The 15,095-nt window shown below is 68.6% G+C and carries 15 protein-coding genes; 11 read left to right on the top strand and 4 right to left on the bottom strand.

Annotated features, from left to right (window positions below; all coding sequences use genetic code 11):
• From senB to HTY51_RS12700, 4 genes are all read left to right on the top strand, one after another.
• Complete coding sequence (gene senB, locus HTY51_RS12715; protein WP_174253066.1) at positions 1–972, top strand: selenoneine biosynthesis selenosugar synthase SenB; 972 nt, start codon at positions 1–3, stop codon at positions 970–972.
• Positions 969–2,033, top strand: coding sequence for a selenide, water dikinase SelD (gene selD, locus HTY51_RS12710; RefSeq protein WP_174253065.1), 1,065 nt, complete (start codon positions 969–971; stop codon positions 2,031–2,033). Before senB ends, selD begins: the two co-directional genes overlap by 4 nt.
• Before the next feature lie 102 nt (positions 2,034–2,135).
• Complete coding sequence (locus HTY51_RS12705) at positions 2,136–2,879, top strand: DUF4395 domain-containing protein (RefSeq protein ID WP_174253064.1); 744 nt, start codon at positions 2,136–2,138, stop codon at positions 2,877–2,879.
• Positions 2,880–2,893: 14 nt separating this feature from the next.
• Positions 2,894–3,835: an MBL fold metallo-hydrolase gene (locus tag HTY51_RS12700; protein ID WP_174253063.1), complete on the top strand. Its 942-nt coding sequence runs from the start codon at positions 2,894–2,896 to the stop codon at positions 3,833–3,835.
• A gap of 6 nt (positions 3,836–3,841) precedes the next feature.
• Here the strand turns inward: HTY51_RS12700 and HTY51_RS12695 are convergent, their stop codons facing one another.
• Together HTY51_RS12695 and ftsY are read right to left on the bottom strand one after the other, a co-directional pair.
• Positions 3,842–6,160 carry a bifunctional diguanylate cyclase/phosphodiesterase gene (locus tag HTY51_RS12695; protein ID WP_254606881.1) on the bottom strand — a complete coding sequence of 773 codons (2,319 nt, stop codon included), beginning with the start codon at positions 6,158–6,160 and terminating at the stop codon, positions 3,842–3,844.
• 104 nt (positions 6,161–6,264) lie between these two features.
• The gene (ftsY, locus tag HTY51_RS12690) at positions 6,265–7,224 is read right to left on the bottom strand and encodes a signal recognition particle-docking protein FtsY (protein ID WP_174253062.1); all 960 of its coding nucleotides are present in this window, start codon (positions 7,222–7,224) and stop codon (positions 6,265–6,267) included.
• 29 nt (positions 7,225–7,253) lie between these two features.
• Between ftsY and HTY51_RS12685 the strand changes: the two genes are divergently transcribed.
• The 7 genes from HTY51_RS12685 (at position 7,254) to HTY51_RS12655 (ending at position 13,194) form a co-directional block, all read left to right on the top strand.
• Entirely contained in the window at positions 7,254–8,639 is a 1,386-nt protein-coding gene (locus tag HTY51_RS12685) for a pitrilysin family protein (protein ID WP_174253061.1), read from the top strand.
• A 21-nt stretch (positions 8,640–8,660) separates the two neighbouring features.
• Positions 8,661–9,992: a pitrilysin family protein gene (locus HTY51_RS12680; RefSeq protein ID WP_254606880.1), complete on the top strand. Its 1,332-nt coding sequence runs from the start codon at positions 8,661–8,663 to the stop codon at positions 9,990–9,992.
• The gene (gene rsmD / locus HTY51_RS12675) at positions 9,982–10,605 is read left to right on the top strand and encodes a 16S rRNA (guanine(966)-N(2))-methyltransferase RsmD (protein ID WP_174253059.1); all 624 of its coding nucleotides are present in this window, start codon (positions 9,982–9,984) and stop codon (positions 10,603–10,605) included. The genes HTY51_RS12680 and rsmD overlap by 11 nt, the downstream gene beginning before the upstream one ends.
• 100 nt (positions 10,606–10,705) lie before the next feature.
• Entirely contained in the window at positions 10,706–11,170 is a 465-nt protein-coding gene (locus tag HTY51_RS12670; RefSeq protein ID WP_254606879.1) for an isoprenylcysteine carboxylmethyltransferase family protein, read from the top strand.
• Between the two features lie 7 nt (positions 11,171–11,177).
• Positions 11,178–11,369: a hypothetical protein gene (locus HTY51_RS12665; RefSeq protein ID WP_174253058.1), complete on the top strand. Its 192-nt coding sequence runs from the start codon at positions 11,178–11,180 to the stop codon at positions 11,367–11,369.
• A gap of 55 nt (positions 11,370–11,424) precedes the next feature.
• Entirely contained in the window at positions 11,425–12,366 is a 942-nt protein-coding gene (locus tag HTY51_RS12660) for an alpha/beta fold hydrolase (protein ID WP_174253057.1), read from the top strand.
• A gap of 141 nt (positions 12,367–12,507) precedes the next feature.
• Positions 12,508–13,194 (top strand): class I SAM-dependent methyltransferase, encoded by a 687-nt coding sequence (locus tag HTY51_RS12655; RefSeq protein WP_174253056.1) that lies wholly within the window; start codon positions 12,508–12,510, stop codon positions 13,192–13,194.
• On the opposite strand, the gene ald is transcribed toward HTY51_RS12655, so the two are convergent.
• Together ald and HTY51_RS12645 are read right to left on the bottom strand one after the other, a co-directional pair.
• Entirely contained in the window at positions 13,191–14,306 is a 1,116-nt protein-coding gene (gene ald, locus HTY51_RS12650) for an alanine dehydrogenase (protein ID WP_174253055.1), read from the bottom strand. The genes HTY51_RS12655 and ald overlap by 4 nt on opposite strands.
• An 80-nt stretch (positions 14,307–14,386) precedes the next feature.
• Positions 14,387–14,785 carry a bacteriohemerythrin gene (locus tag HTY51_RS12645; protein ID WP_174253054.1) on the bottom strand — a complete coding sequence of 133 codons (399 nt, stop codon included), beginning with the start codon at positions 14,783–14,785 and terminating at the stop codon, positions 14,387–14,389.
• Between the last annotated feature and the right edge of the window lie 310 nt (positions 14,786–15,095).

The following is a 15,095-nucleotide window of genomic DNA, read 5'->3' as shown; positions in this document are numbered from 1 at the left end:
ATGGCCGCGCCCCTGGTCCTCATCGTCAGCCCCGCGCTGGCCGACGCCAACAATGGCAACTGGCAGACGGCCTGGCGCTGGTCGCGCCTGCTGGCCGGTCCTTACCGCGTGCAGATCGTCAAGACCTGGCAAGCCGGGGACCACCCCGAGGCGGTGGCCATGCTGGCGCTGCATGCGCGGCGCAGTGCGGCGTCCATCGCGGCCTGGGCGGCGGTGCACCCGGGCCGCGGCCTGGCCGTGGTGCTGACGGGCACCGACCTCTACCGCGACATCCTCGAGGACGTGAGCGCCCGGCGCTCGCTGGCGCTGGCACAGCGGCTGGTGGTGCTGCAGGACCAGGGCGTGCGGGAGCTGCCGGAGAAATACCGCGGGCCCACGCGCGTGATCTTCCAGTCCACCACGGCCCGCCGGCCGCTTCAGAAAACGCAGCGGCACCTGCGTGCCGTCATGGTGGGCCACCTGCGGGAAGAGAAGTCGCCGCAGACCCTGTTCGAGGCGGCGCAGCTGCTGCGCGAGCGTACCGATATCCGCATCGACCACATCGGCGATGCGCTGGACCCGGCCCTGGGCGCACAGGCGCGCGCCACCATGGCCGCCTGTCCCGGCTACCGCTGGCTCGGTGGCCTGGAGCATGAAGTCGTGCGCCGGCACATCCAGCGCGCGCACCTGCTGGTGCACTGCAGCCGCATGGAAGGCGGCGCCCATGTGCTGATGGAAGCGGTCTGCAGCGGCACACCGGTACTGGCCTCGCACATTCCGGGCAATGTGGGCATGCTGGGGGCGGACTACGGCGGCTACTTCCCCTGGGGCGACGCGCCGGCCCTGGCCGCGTTGCTGCGGGCCTGCCGCGACGACGCCGGCAGGATTTCCGCCCTGCAGGCACAATGTCGCCTTCGCGCGCCGCTGTTCACTCCGGATGCCGAGCGCGCCGGCCTGCTGGCCCTGCTCGACGAACTGCTGAAGACCCCATGAACGCCATCACCTCCCCCAAGCCCGAACCCCGTCTGACCTCGCTTTCGCACGGCGGCGGCTGCGGTTGCAAGATCGCCCCCGGCGTGCTGTCCGAGATCCTCAAGAGCGGCAGCGGCATGCCGGTGCCACCCGAACTGCTGGTGGGCATCGAGACCGCGGACGACGCGGCCGTCTACAAGATCAATGACGAGCAGGCGCTGATCGCCACCACCGACTTCTTCATGCCCATCGTCGACGACCCCTACGACTTTGGCCGCATCGCCGCCACCAATGCCATCTCGGATGTGTACGCCATGGGCGGCAAGCCCATCATGGCGCTGGCCCTGGTGGGCATGCCCATCAGTGTGCTGTCCACCGACACCATCGGCCGCATCCTGGCCGGCGGCCAGGCCGTGTGCAAGGCCGCGGGCATCCCGATCGCGGGCGGCCACACCATCGATTCGGTCGAGCCCATCTACGGCCTGGTGGCCATGGGCCTGGTGCATCCGAAACGCGTCAAGCGCAATGCCGATGCCCGCGTGGGCGACCGCCTCATCCTGGGCAAGCCGCTGGGGGTGGGCGTGCTCTCGGCCGCCTTGAAGAAGGAGGCGCTGAGCCCTGAGGGCTACGCGCAGATGATCGCCACCACCACCCAGCTCAACACCCCCGGCCCGGAACTGGCCGCGCTGGACGGCGTGCACGCCCTGACCGACGTCACTGGTTTCGGCCTGGCCGGCCACGGCCTGGAACTGGCGCGGGGTGCCCACTGCACCGTGCAGGTCGACTGGGCCAAGGTCCCGCTGCTGGGCGGCGTGCGCGAACTGGCCGAGCAGGGCATGGTCACCGGCGCGTCGGGCCGCAACTGGGCCGGCTACGGCAGCTCGGTCACGCTGCCCGCCGGTTTTGCGGCCGTGGACCAGGCCCTGCTGAGCGACCCGCAGACCAGCGGCGGCCTGCTGGTGAGCTGCACGCCCGAAACGGTGGCGCAGGTGCTGGCCATCTTCCGCCAGCACGGCTTCGAGGCCGCGGCCGAGATCGGCGAGATCACGGGCGAGGCACCGGGCCGCCTGGTCGTGCGCTGAGGCGCCGCCAGGCGCTTTACCCGCGATTTACCCGGGGCCCGGCCCGGCTTGTCCGCAAATCGCCGATACTTCCGTCATCGCTTATTTATAGACTAGGCCACGATGACGACTTCCCTGTTCCAGTTCGGTGAGCGCCTGCCGGAATTTGATATTCCGGTGCTGAACGAGCGCGCGGTGCGCGCCAGCGCCGGCATCCTGCTGCTGCTGGCCATGGGGGCCTTCATGAACGCCTGGCTGATCGGCAATTTCCAGCCCACGCGCGTGTTCGTGATCGCCTTCCTCGCCGATTTCACCATCCGGCTTTTCGTCAACCCGCGTTACGCACCCACGCTCATCGTCGGCCAGTGGCTGGTGCGCAAGCAGCAGCCCGAATGGGTGGGGGCGCCGCAAAAGCGCTTTGCCTGGGCCATCGGCTTCGCGCTGGCGCTCGTCATGCTCTACCTGATCGTGATCCGCCAGGTGATCGGCCCGGTCAACCTGCTGGTCTGTGCGGCCTGCATCACCCTGATGTTCTTCGAGTCGGCCTTCGGCATCTGCCTGGGCTGCAAGCTCTACAACCTTTTTGGCAAGACCCCGGCCCAGCTCTGCCCCGGTGGCGTGTGCGAGGCACCGGCCGCGCGCGGCTTCGGTCTCAGCGCGGCGCAGGCCGGGGTGCTGGCGGTTTTTGCCGGCCTCGTCTGGGCTGCAGCCCATTGGGTCTATGCCAGCGGGCCGGCCCCGGCCCCGGGTCTCGCGGCAGTTGCGCCAGCGGTCGATGCTGCCGAGGTCGAGCGCTGCAAGGTGCCCGAGTTCGCCAAGGCCATCGGCCATGAGGCCAAGTGGAAACTGCACAACAACTGCAAGTAAGAGGAAGACCAGCCATGCAAGCCGCACTGCAAAGAACCTGGATCGGCGCCTGCCTGTGGGCCGCGCTCACGCTGTGGGGCAGCCACGCCACGGCGGTGGAAGTCAACTTCCAGCCGGTGGCTGAAGGTGTGTACGCGCACATTGGCGAGATGGGTGCGCGTACGCTGGCCAACGAAGGGCTCAATGCCAACCTTGGCCTGCTTGTCACGCCGGCCGGCGCGGTGCTGATCGACAGCGGCGCCACGTACCAGAGTGCGCAGCAGATCCATGCGGCCGTGCGGCGTGTCACGCAGCAGCCGGTGCGCTGGGTCATCAACACCGGGGGGCAGGACCACCGCTGGCTGGGCAATGGCTACTTCAAGTCGCAGGGCGCGGAGATCATCGCCCATGCCCGGGGCGAGGCCGACATGCGCAAGCGCGGCGGCGACCACCTCAGCGGCCTGCAGGCCTCGCTGGGCAAGCTGGCCGAGGGCACGGTACCGGTGCTGCCCACACGCTGGCTGCAGGGCACGGACGAGAAGCTGGAGCTTGGCGGCGTACGCCTTGAAATCAAGTATCGCGGCGGCGCGCACACGCCCGGTGACATCCTGGTCTGGCTGCCGCAGAAGAACGTGCTGTTCAGCGGTGATGTGGTCTATGTGGACCGGCTGCTGGGCGTGATCCCGGTGAGCCAGACCAAACCCTGGCTGGCCACGTTTGACGAGATCGAACGCCTGGCGCCGGCCATCCTCGTGCCCGGCCATGGCCGCGTGACCACGCTGGCCGTGGCGCAGGCCCAGACGCGCGACTACCTGCGTGCCCTGCGGGCCCACATGAAACAGGCCGTGGATGAGGGCGTGGACGTGAGTGCCGCCGTACGCAGCTTTCCGGCCCAGCCCTATGGCAGCCTGCTCAATGCCGCCGAGCTGATGCCCGGCAACGCCAGCCGCACCTACCTGGAACTCGAGCGCGAGTAGCCGGCCTCACGGCGCTGGTCTGATGACCGGCCAGCCCGCTTGCTGCGCCAGCCGCTCGAAGTCTTCCAGCGGCAGCGGGCGGCTGTACAGATAACCCTGGTAAGCGTGGCAGCCCTGGGCCTGCAGGGCCTGCTGCTGTTCGACCGTCTCCACCCCTTCGGCCATCACCTCCAGGCCCAGGCTTTCGGCCAGCACGATCACCATGCGTGCGATGGCCGCGTCGTTCGCATCGACCAGGATGTCGCGCACGAAACCCTGGTCGATCTTGAGCTGGTCCAGCGGCAGGCGCTTGAGGTAGGACAGCGAGGAGTAGCCGGTGCCGAAGTCGTCCAGCGAAAAGCCGACGCCGCGCGCCTTGAGCGCCGCCATCCTGGCGATCACCTCGTCCACGTTGGCGATCAGCAGGTTCTCGGTGATTTCCAGCTTGAGGCGCTGTGCCGGTGCGCCGCTGCGCTCCAGGGCGCCCAGCACCTGGGCCACGAAGTTGTCCTGCTGGAATTGCCGCGGGCTCACGTTGACCGACAGCGTCAGGTGGGCCATGCCCGGCTGGGCAGACCAGCGCGCCAGCTGGTCGCAGGCCATGTCCAGGATGCGCTCGCCCAGCGGGACGATGAGGCCGGTCTCCTCCGCCAGCGCGATGAACTCCCCCGGCGGCACCAGGCCACGCTCGGGCTGCAACCAGCGCAGCAGCGCTTCCAGGCCCGTGACCCGGCCGCCGTCCTGCACCTGGGGCTGGTAGTACAGCACGAACTGGTCCAGCTGCAGCGCCAGGCGCATGTCGCGCTCCAGCTCGGCGCGTTCCGCCACCATGGCCTGCATGCGCGGATCGTAGAAGCGGATGGTGTTGCGGCCGGCCGCCTTGGCCTGGTACATGGCCATGTCGGCGCGCTTGATGGGCTCCTCGATGTTCTCCTGCTGCGCGCCGAACAGGGTGATGCCCATGCTGGGCGTGCTGTGCACGCTGAGCGGGCGGATGTCGTAGCTCTCGTTGAGCGCGCGCATGATCTTGCGGCCTACCGTTTCGGCCTGGGTGGCCGCTTCCATGGCGTTGTCGCTGAGGTCTTCCAGCATCACCACGAACTCGTCGCCGCCCAGGCGGGCCACGGTGTCGCCGTCGCGCACGCAATCCACCAGGCGCGTGCCCACCTGCTTGAGCAGCAGGTCACCCTTGTCGTGGCCATGGGTGTCATTGAGGGTCTTGAAATTGTCCAGGTCGATGAAGAGCAGCGCGCCCTGTTTCTTGTGACGCAGGCAGGCCACCATGGCCTGGTCCAGCCGATCCATCAGCAGTCGCCGGTTGGGCAGGTTGGTCAGCGGGTCGTAGAAGGCCAGGCGCTGGATCTGCTCTTCGGCGGCCTTGCGCGCGGTGATGTCGGTGGCGTAAGCCAGGATGTTGAGCCCGCCGTCGAGCTCGATGATCTCGCCCGAGATGCTGACGTCGCGCAGTTCACCATTCTTGTGGCGCCAGCGCGACTCGTAGTTCACCGTTCGCCCATGACGCTGCAGCATGTCGGCAAACTGTTGGCGCGAACTGGAATTCGGCCAGACGCCGACCTCCAGGGCGGTCCTCCCCAGCAGGTCTTCCCTGGTCCAGCCGAAGTCGCGCTCAAAATTGGTGTTGACCTCGATGAAACGTCCTTCGCTGACCGAGGCGATCGACGCTGCGACCGGGCTGGCGGTGAAGGCGCTGGCAAACTTCAGTTCCGACTCCTTGAGCACGGCGTTGGCGCGCCCCATCTCCTCGCCGGCCTGCTGCAAGGCTTCCACTTGCCGCCGGTAGGCCTGCACCAGGTAGGCCACCATGGCCGCGGTCAGGATGTAGACGAAGATCTGCACCACGCCGTAGAGCACCGGTTCGGCCGGCAGGGACGCGGGCAGCCAGCCGCGCGCAGCGAGCAGGATCAGCGCGACCGTGACACCCGACGTCAGCACGGCGGCCACGATGGCCGCGCGCGTGCTGACCATCCAGCCCAGCAGGAAGATCACCAGCGGATAGATGTAGTAGATGGTGGACCGGATGCCGCCGAACAGGGTGGCGATCACGGTGACCGACAACCAGATGCCGCCGGCCATCACCAGCACGGCCTCGTGGGCCCGTCCCTTGCGCAGCAGGGCTGCGGAAAGCAGGGCCACCAGCGATATCAGGGCCGGGCCGATGGCGCGCGGGCGCTGTTCAGGCAGGTAGACGAGGATGATGAACAGGAAAACGGCCGAGGCCGCCAGGATGGTGACGACGGTATAGCGCAGGAAGGCCTGCGTCGGTTGCCAGGACGAGGGACTGGCAGCGAACTCGCCGGGGGCGGTGTCCTTGACGGGCAGGGTCACGATGGCGCAGGTGGGGCGTGGCGGGGCTGGGAACCATTCTGCCACCGCCCGACGGGTTCAAGTCAGGGTAAGCCCCTGCCCGGCGCCGTGACGGGTGGACAGGCTCAGTCCAGCAGGGCCTGCGCGAACTCCCTCGCCTTGAAGGTCTCCAGCTCGTCGAGCTGCTCGCCCACGCCGATGAAGTAAACCGGGATGGGTCGCTCGCGTGCAATGGCCGCCAGCACGCCGCCCTTGGCCGTGCCGTCGAGTTTGGTGACGATCAGGCCGCTCAGGCCCAGCGCCTCGTCGAAGGCGCGCACCTGGGCCAGTGCGTTCTGGCCGGTGTTGCCGTCGATCACCAGCAGCACCTCGTGCGGCGCGGTCTCGTCGGCCTTCTGCACCACCCGCTTGATCTTGCGCAGCTCTTCCATCAGGTGCAGCTGGGTGGGCAGGCGCCCCGCCGTGTCCACCAGCACCACGTCCTTGCCGCGGGCCTTGCCGGCGCTGACCGCGTCGAAGCAGACCGAGGCCGGGTCGCCGCCGGCCTGGTGCACGATCTCCACCGTGTTGCGCTCGGCCCAGACCATGAGCTGTTCGCGCGCGGCGGCGCGGAAGGTGTCGGCCGCGGCCAGCAGCACCGTGGCACCGTCGTTGGAGAGGTGATGCGTGAGCTTGCCGATGGAGGTGGTCTTGCCCGCGCCGTTGACACCGGCCACCATGATCACCGTGGGCTGGTGCGCGCCGATGGCCAGGGGTTTTTCCAGCGGCGCCAGCAGATCGGCCAGGGCATCGATGAGCAGGCGCTTGACGGCCGCGGGTTCGGTGGCCTTGTTTTCCCTGACGCGGCGCCTGAGGTCGTCCAGCAGGAACTGGGTGGCCGCCACCCCGGCGTCGGCCATCAGCAGGGCTTCTTCCAGCTGCTCGTAGAGCGCGTCATCGATCTGCATGCCGGTGAAGACGGTGCTGATGCTGGTCCCGGTCTTGCGCAGGCCCGCGCGCAGCTTGCCCAGCCAGCCCTGGCGCGCCGGTTCCTTGGGGGCGGAAGTGGCTTCAGCAGGGGCTTTTTTCTTGAAAAAACTGAACATATCTTGGGTTCATAGAATCAGAGCATTCTATGAAACACCTTCTACGCCTCTTTTGGCTCACCCTGGCCGTCCTGGCCACCCCGGTGTACAGCCAGCCCCGCGCCCAGCAATACACCCTGAAAAACGGCATGACGCTGATCGTGCAGCCCGACCGGCGCGCGCCGACGGCCGTGCACATGGTCTGGTTGCGTGTGGGGTCCATGGACGAGGTGGACGGCAGCAGCGGCGTGGCCCATGTGCTGGAACACATGCTGTTCAAGGGCACGCGCACCCTCAAGGCCGGCGAGTTCTCGCGCCGTGTGGCGGCCCTGGGCGGGCGCGAGAACGCCTTCACCAGCATGGACTACACCGGTTATTTCCAGCAGATCCCGGCCCGGCGCCTGGAAGACGTGATGAAGCTGGAGGCCGACCGTTTCGCCAACAACCGCTGGGCGGATAGCGAGTTCACCAAGGAGATCGAGGTGGTCAAGGAAGAGCGGCGCATGCGCACCGAAGACAACCCGCGCTCCCTGCTGTATGAAACGCTGCTGGCCACGACCTACACGGCCTCGCCTTACCGCCGCCCCATCGTGGGCTGGATGAGTGATCTGGACAGCATGACGCCCGCTGACGCGCGCGAGTTCTACAGGAAGTGGTATGTGCCGGCCAATGCGGTGGTCGTGGTGGTGGGTGACGTGGACCCGGTCCAGGTCTGGCGCCTGGCCGACAAGCACTATGGCCGCATCCCGGCGCGCGCCGTGCCTGCGCGCAAGCCGCGCATCGAGCCCCTGCAGACCGGCCTGCGCCGGGTCGAAGTCAAGGCGCCGGCCGAGCAGGCCTATGTGGCCCTGGCCTTCAAGGTGCCGGGCCTGCGTTCGCTGAGCGGGGCCGACCCGGCCAATGACGACGCGCTGGCCCTCACCGTGCTGGCCGCCGTGCTGGACGGCTACAGCGGCGCGCGCCTGGAGCGAGCGCTGTCCCAGGGGACGGACCGTGTGGCCGACAGCGCGGGCGCCAGCAACGGCCTGCTGGGCCGCGGCCCGCAGCTTTTTGTGCTCGATGGCGTGCCCGCGCCGGGCAAGACCGCGGCCCAGGTGGAAGCCGCGCTGCGCGAACAGGTGGCGCGCGTGGCCCGCGAAGGCATCAGTGCAGCCGAACTGGAACGCGTGAAGACCCAGTGGATTGCCAGCGAGGTCTACAAACGCGACTCGCTGTTCAACCAGGCGCGCGAGATCGGCACCTACTGGGTGCTGGGCCTGCCGCTGGACACCAATGACCAGCTGCTGGCGCGCCTGCGCGGTGTCACCGCAGCCCAGGTGCAGTCGGTGGCCGCCCGTTATTTCGGTGACGAGCAGTTGACCGTGGCCCATCTGCTGCCGCAGCCGCCCGATCCGAACCGCCCGCGCCGCCAGCCCGCCGCCGGCAGCCGCCATTAAGGGATGGTCATGAAAGCCAAGATGATTGCTATCAAAAACATAGCTGCCGTGCTGGGCCTCGGCCTGGCCTCCCTGGCCCAGGCCGGCATCCCCATCCAGCACTGGACCCAGTCCAGCGGCGCCGGTGTCTGGCTGGTGGAGAGCCCCACCGTGCCCATGGTCGACGTGCGCATCGACTTCGACGCCGGCGGCCGGCGCGACCCGAGCGCCCAGGCCGGCCTGGCCGGCGTGAGTGTGGCCATGCAGAGCAAGGGCATCCGGGTTCAAGGGACGGATCCGGCACTGGACGAGAACGCCCTGGGCGAAGCCTGGGCCGACCTGGGCGCCTCCTTTGCCGGGGGAGACAGCGGTGACCGCGTGAGTTTCTCCCTGCGCTCGCTGACCTACCCCGACCTGCTGGCCCGCGCCGTGGCCCTGGCCGCACGCCAGCTGGCCGAGCCGGCGTATCCGGAGGTCGTGTGGACGCGTGAACGCGAACGCCTGGTGGCCGCCCTGCGCGAAGCCAACACCCGGCCTGCCACCGTGGCCGCACGCACCTACAACCAGGCCGTGTTCGGCAGCCATCCCTATGGCCATGACACCAACGAGCAGACCCTGGCACGCATCAGCGTGGCCGACATGCAGGCCTGGCACAGGCTTTACCTCCAGCCCTGCCGCGCCCGCGTGAGCATCGTGGGCGCGATCACCCGCGCGCAGGCCGATGCCCTGGTCACGCAACTGCTCGCGCGCCTGCCCGCCACGGCCTGCGCAGCGCTGCCGCCGGTGGCCGAGGTCCAGCCGCTGGGCGCTGCCGTGGAAAAGCGGATTCCCTTTGAATCGGCCCAGGCCCACGTGTTGATCGGCCAGCCCGGCTTCAAACGCGACGACCCGGACTTCTTCGCCCTGACCGTGGGCAACTACATCCTGGGTGGCGGCGGTTTCGTCTCGCGCCTCACGGAAGAAGTGCGCGAGAAACGCGGCCTGAGCTACAGCGTCTACAGCTACTTCAACCCCGGCCTGCACGCGGGCTCCTTCAGCATCGGCCTGCAGACCCGGCCCGACCAGGCCGCCCAGGCCGTGCAGGTGGCGCGCGAGACCTTGCGCCGTTTTCTCGCCGAGGGCCCCACCGGGGCCGAGCTCAAGGCTGCCAAGGACAACCTGATCGGCGGTTTTGCCCTGCGCATCGACAACAACCGCAAGCTGCTGGACAACGTGGCCAACATCGCCGCCCACGGCCTGCCGCTCGATTACCTCGACACCTGGACGCAGCAGGTGGCCAAAGTCACGGTGGCCGACATCCGGGCCGCCTTTGCGCGCAAGCTGCAGCCCGAACGCATGGTGACCGTGGTGGTGGGAGGCCGTGATGGCCAGTAAAGCCCCGGCGGCCAAAACCGCGGGCCGGCCAGCCGGCAAGACGGTGGCCCGCTCCGCCGGCGAGGTGCGCATCATCGGCGGCCAGTGGAAACGCAGCAAGCTGCCCGTGGCCGACCAGCCCGGCCTGCGCCCCACCCCCGACCGCGTGCGCGAGACGCTGTTCAACTGGCTGGGCCAGGACCTCACCGGCTGGTCTTGCGTGGATGTCTTTGCCGGCACCGGGGCGCTGGGCTTCGAGGCCGCCTCGCGCGGGGCCAGGGCGGTGACGCTGATCGAGCAGGACAGCGCCCTGGTGGCGCAACTCAAGAAGATCAGGGAGCAGCTGCAGGCCAGTGCCGTGCAGGTGCAGCGCGGCGAGGGCGTCGCCGCGCTCAAGGCCTGGCCGCTGGCCAGTGCCGACCTGGTGTTCCTGGACCCGCCCTTCGACGCGAACCTGTTCGCACCCGCCCTGCAGGCCGCCGCGCGCGCCGTGGCGCCGGGGGGGTATGTGTACCTGGAAGCACCCTCGGCCTGGAATGAAGAACAGCTGGCGCCACTGGGCCTGACGCTGCACCGGCACCTGAAGGCCGGTGCGGTGCACGCCCATCTGTTGCAACGCAGCCAGCTGCTATAAAGCAGGCATCCACAGGCCCACGGGCGGTGCCGGCCGGGAGGCCCGGGCCATGCCCTTGCGCCGCCGTGCGTACGGAATCACCTAAAGCATTTGAAGACACATGATGCGGTTTCTCGAGACCCGTATACCCGCCCCCTTTGTGGCCATCGCCATCGCCGTCGGCATGTGGTGCTTGCCGCGCGAGCAAGCCATGACCGACGTCGCCGAAAGCCTGCGCCTGGCCACCATCGATCTCAGCATGAACCTGAGCGCGGTCGTGGCGCTGGCGGCCTTCCTGACGTTCTGGCGGGCCAGGACCACCATCAACCCGCTGCAGCCCGAGCGGGCCTCCGTGCTGGTCACGCATGGCATCTATCGCTTCACGCGCAATCCCATGTACCTCAGCCTGCTGCTGCTGCTCGTGGCCTATGCCAGCCACCTGGGCTCCTGGGTTGCCTTCGCCGGGCCCACCGCTTACGTGGCTTACATCACGCGCTTCCAGATCCTGCCCGAGGAGCGGGTGCTGGCGGCCAAGTTCGGCGACGAGTTTGCCGCCTACAGGCGCCGCGTGCGTCGGTGGATCTGAGCCGGCCATGAGCACCCGCGCCGACGCGATCTTCAAGACCGTGCTGCAGATCGTGGCCATCGTGCTGCTGGTGCTGATCGTCGCCGTCATCCTGCACAAGGGCTATGGGGATGTGTCGCGCCTGGCCAGCGAGCATTCGGGGGCGGACTTCTGGCGGGCGCTGGCGCGGCATCTCTTCAAGAACCTGTCCGGTGCCTGACAGCGGGCCCTGGGCGCGGGGGCTAGACTCCCGCCAGCCCACTACCTTCACGTCCATGAAAATCATCCTGCGCATCCTCGGTGCCATCGTCCTGGCCTTCGCCCTGCTGGTGGCAGGTTTCATCGCCTGGTCCTGGGCGCCGGACATTCCGGTGGAGCAGCTCAAGGCCCGCTGGGCCACGCCGCCCTCGCAGTTCATCGATGTGGACGGCCTGCAGGTGCATGTGCGCGACGAGGGCTCGCGCACCGACCCGCTGCCCATCGTGCTGGTGCACGGCACCGCGGCCAGCCTGCACACCTGGGAGGGCTGGGCCGGTGAGTTGAAGAAAACGCGCCGTGTGATCCGCTTCGATCTGCCGGGTTTCGGCCTGACCGGCCCGAACGCGGCCAACGACTATTCCATGGCCGTCTACGTGCGCTTCGTCGCGGCGCTGATGGACAAGCTGGGCGTGCAGCGTTTCGTGATCGCCGGCAACTCCCTGGGCGGCGAGGTGGCCTGGGCCGTGGCCCATGCCCTGCCAGAGCGCGTGGACCGCCTGATCCTGGTGGACGCGGCGGGTTATCGCATCGAGTCCGTTTCCATCCCCCTGGGTTTCCGTGTGGCTGGCACACCGGGCCTGCGCAGCCTCATGGCCAATGTGCTGCCGCCGGGCCTGATCGAGAAGTCGGTGCGCAACGTCTACGGCGATCCCTCGCGCGTCACGCCTGATCTGGTGGCGCTTTACACCGACATCGCCCGGCGCGAAGGCAACCGGGCCGCATTGCGCAAGCGCTTGTCGCAGCGCAACACGGGGCGCGAGGCGGACATCAGGACGCTGAAGCTGCCCACGCTCATCCTCTGGGGCGGGCAGGACCGGCTGATCCCGCCGGCCTATGCGCAGCGTTTTGCGGCCGACATCAGCGGCGCCAGGCTGGTGATGTTCGAGCAACTGGGCCATGTGCCGCAGGAGGAAGACCCGGCCGCCACGCTGGCCGCCGTGCGCGAGTTCTTGCGCTAGGGCGCGCAATCCGTGTGCCGCCCCGGGACCGAGAGCCCCCTCGGCGCGCTCGGGTGTTGGCCTGCACCTGTCCAAAAGGAGTAGGCTGCATCGCAGGTGCTGGCCCCGGCGGCCGGCTTTTCCATCCGCGAGGAGACGGCGATGCGCAAGCAGACCCCACCCGGGGCGCAGCCCGAAGACGGCCACGCGGCGGCTCGCGCGCTGTATGGCTGGCGCGTCAGCAGCTACGAACTGCAGCTTGCCCCCTACGAGTTCATCCGCCGCATCGCGGTGGACCGCCTGCAGCTGCGCCCGGGCGATTGCGTGCTGGACCTGGGTTGCGGCACGGGCATGAGCCTTCCGCTGTTGCGCGAGGCGGTGGGGCCGGCCGGGCGCGTGGTGGCCGTGGACCAGAGTGCGGAGATGCTGGCGTTGGCGCGCCTGCGTCTGCAGCGCGCGGGCTGGGGCAACGTGGCGCTCCAGTGCGCCGCCGCCGAGGCCGCGCTGCTGCCGCGTCAGGCCGATGCGGTACTGCTGCACTTCACACACGACATCCTGCAAAGCCCGGCGGCGCTGGACCACCTGCTGCGGCATCTGCGGCCCGGCGCGCGCATCGCGGTGACCGGGCTCAAATGGACCGCGCCCGGGCTGGCGCCCTGGAACGTGCTGGTGGGGCTGTGCATGGCGCAGTCGGTCACGCACTACGAGGGATTGCAGGCGCCGTGGCTGCCGTTGCAGGATCGCGGCGTGCAACTGGAGGTGGACACGCTGGTCATGGGCACCATCTTCGTGGCGCACGGGATCTGTCCCGGGCGGCGTCCCCGCCGCCGGACGGAGGGCTCGGTCTAGCCGAGCAGTTGATCCGCAGGCACGCAAGGCAGGCCCAGCGCCTGGGCCACGGCGGCGTGTGTGAGCTGGCCCCGGGCCACGTTGAGGCCGTGGCGCAGGTGCGGGTCCGCCCGCATGGCCTGCTGCCAGCCCTGCTTCGCCAGGGCCAGCGCATGCGGCAGCGTGGCGTTGTTGAGTGCGAAGGTGGCGGTGCGCGCCACATTGCCCGGCATATTGGCCACGCAGTAGTGCACCACGCCGTCCACCACGAAAGTCGGCTCGGCGTGCGTGGTGGGGCGGGAGGTCTCGAAGCAGCCGCCCTGGTCGATGGCCACGTCCACGAGCACCGCGCCCTTTTTCATGCGGCCCACGAGCGCACGGCTCACCAGCTTCGGTGCCGAGGCGCCAGCCACCAGCGCGCTGCCGATGACGAGGTCGGCATCGAGCACGGCCTGCTCGATGGCCTGTGTGCTGGCCAGCAGCGTGTGGATGCGGTTGCCGTAGCGGGCATCGAGCGCGCGCAGCTTGTCTGCACCGCGGTTGAGCACGGTGACGCGTGCGCCCATGCCCACGGCGATCTGCACCGCGTTGGCGCCCACCGTGCCCGCGCCCAGGATGACCACGTGCGCGGCCGGTACGCCGGGCACGCCGCCCAGCAGCACGCCCATGCCGCCCTGCGACTTCTCCAGCCAGTGGGCGCCGACTTGCACCGCCATGCGCCCAGCCACCTCGCTCATGGGGGCCAGCAGGGGCAGGGTGTGGCCCGGGCCGGTGATGGTTTCGTAGGCGATGCAGATCGCGCCGGTCTTGATGAGGGCCGCGGTCAGGGCCGGGTCCGGCGCCAGGTGCAGGTAGGTGTAGAGGATCTGGTCCGGGCGCAGCAGGGCCAGCTCGGAGGGCTGCGGTTCCTTGACCTTGACGATCAGCTCCGCCTGCGCAAACACCGTGGCGGCGTCGGGGGCCAGCGTGGCGCCGGCAGCGCGGTAATCGGCGTCGGTCAGGCCGATGGCCGCACCGGCGCCGCTCTGCACCAGCACGCCGTGCCCCTGCGCGCACAGCTCGCGCACGCTGGTCGGCGTCAGGCCGACGCGGTATTCGTGGTTCTTGATTTCCCGGGGGACGCCGATCTGCATGGGGGTCTCCTGCGTGGCTCACGCGTTGGCGCAAGCTTAGCGGATGGATGCCGTGCGGCCCAGCCGGGCGGGGCGATGTCCTACTGCTCGCCCTTGGACTTGAGAAAGGCCACGCAGGCCTGGTCGTCCACCTGGATGTGCCGGGTCAGCCAGTCCTTCAGCGCTGCCAGGCTGGCCTGGTTGAACGCTGCGGCATCGGCCTGGAACTGGTCGAGCAGCTGGACGAGCTGGCCGGTCTGGCCGCTGTGCGCGCTGGTGTGGGCCTCGGCTTGTGCATAACCATGGCGCTTGAGCAATTCTTCCTCGGCAATGAAGTGGTTCATGGCGGTGTCCACCAGGTCTTCGAGCAGGGCGCCCAGGGCCTTGGGGTTGCCGAGCTGCTCGTGCAGGGTGTTGATGTGATGCACCAGAGCCTGGTGCTGCTCGTCGATGGATGCCATCCCGAGTGCCAGTTCCTCATTCCAGGGCATGAACGCCATCTTGTCTGTCTCCTTCTGTCTGCCATTGGACGCGTGAGACCCGCGGGCCCAAGCCGTCGCGCAGGTCTCCCAGGATGTCCGGAGAATTCTGGCGTGGAAGGCGGGGGCTGTCCAGTTCGGGGGCGTACCGATGGTGACGTTTGTGTGAAAAGCGCACAGCGAGGTTGTTGTGTCTTCGGCATAACAAGCCCTGAGGGGCAATTGTTAGCCTGCGCCGCGGAAAGCCTTTGTGTCTATGACTAACAAACCCTGCGGGTAATTGTTAGTCTTCGACGCGGAAAGTCTTTGTGTCTACGACTAACAAACCCTG

The sequence above is a fragment of the Rhodoferax sp. BAB1 genome (genome assembly GCF_013334205.1).
In the GTDB taxonomy this organism is placed as follows: domain Bacteria; phylum Pseudomonadota; class Gammaproteobacteria; order Burkholderiales; family Burkholderiaceae_C; genus Hylemonella.
This window is presented reverse-complemented; position numbering and strand designations above follow the sequence as displayed.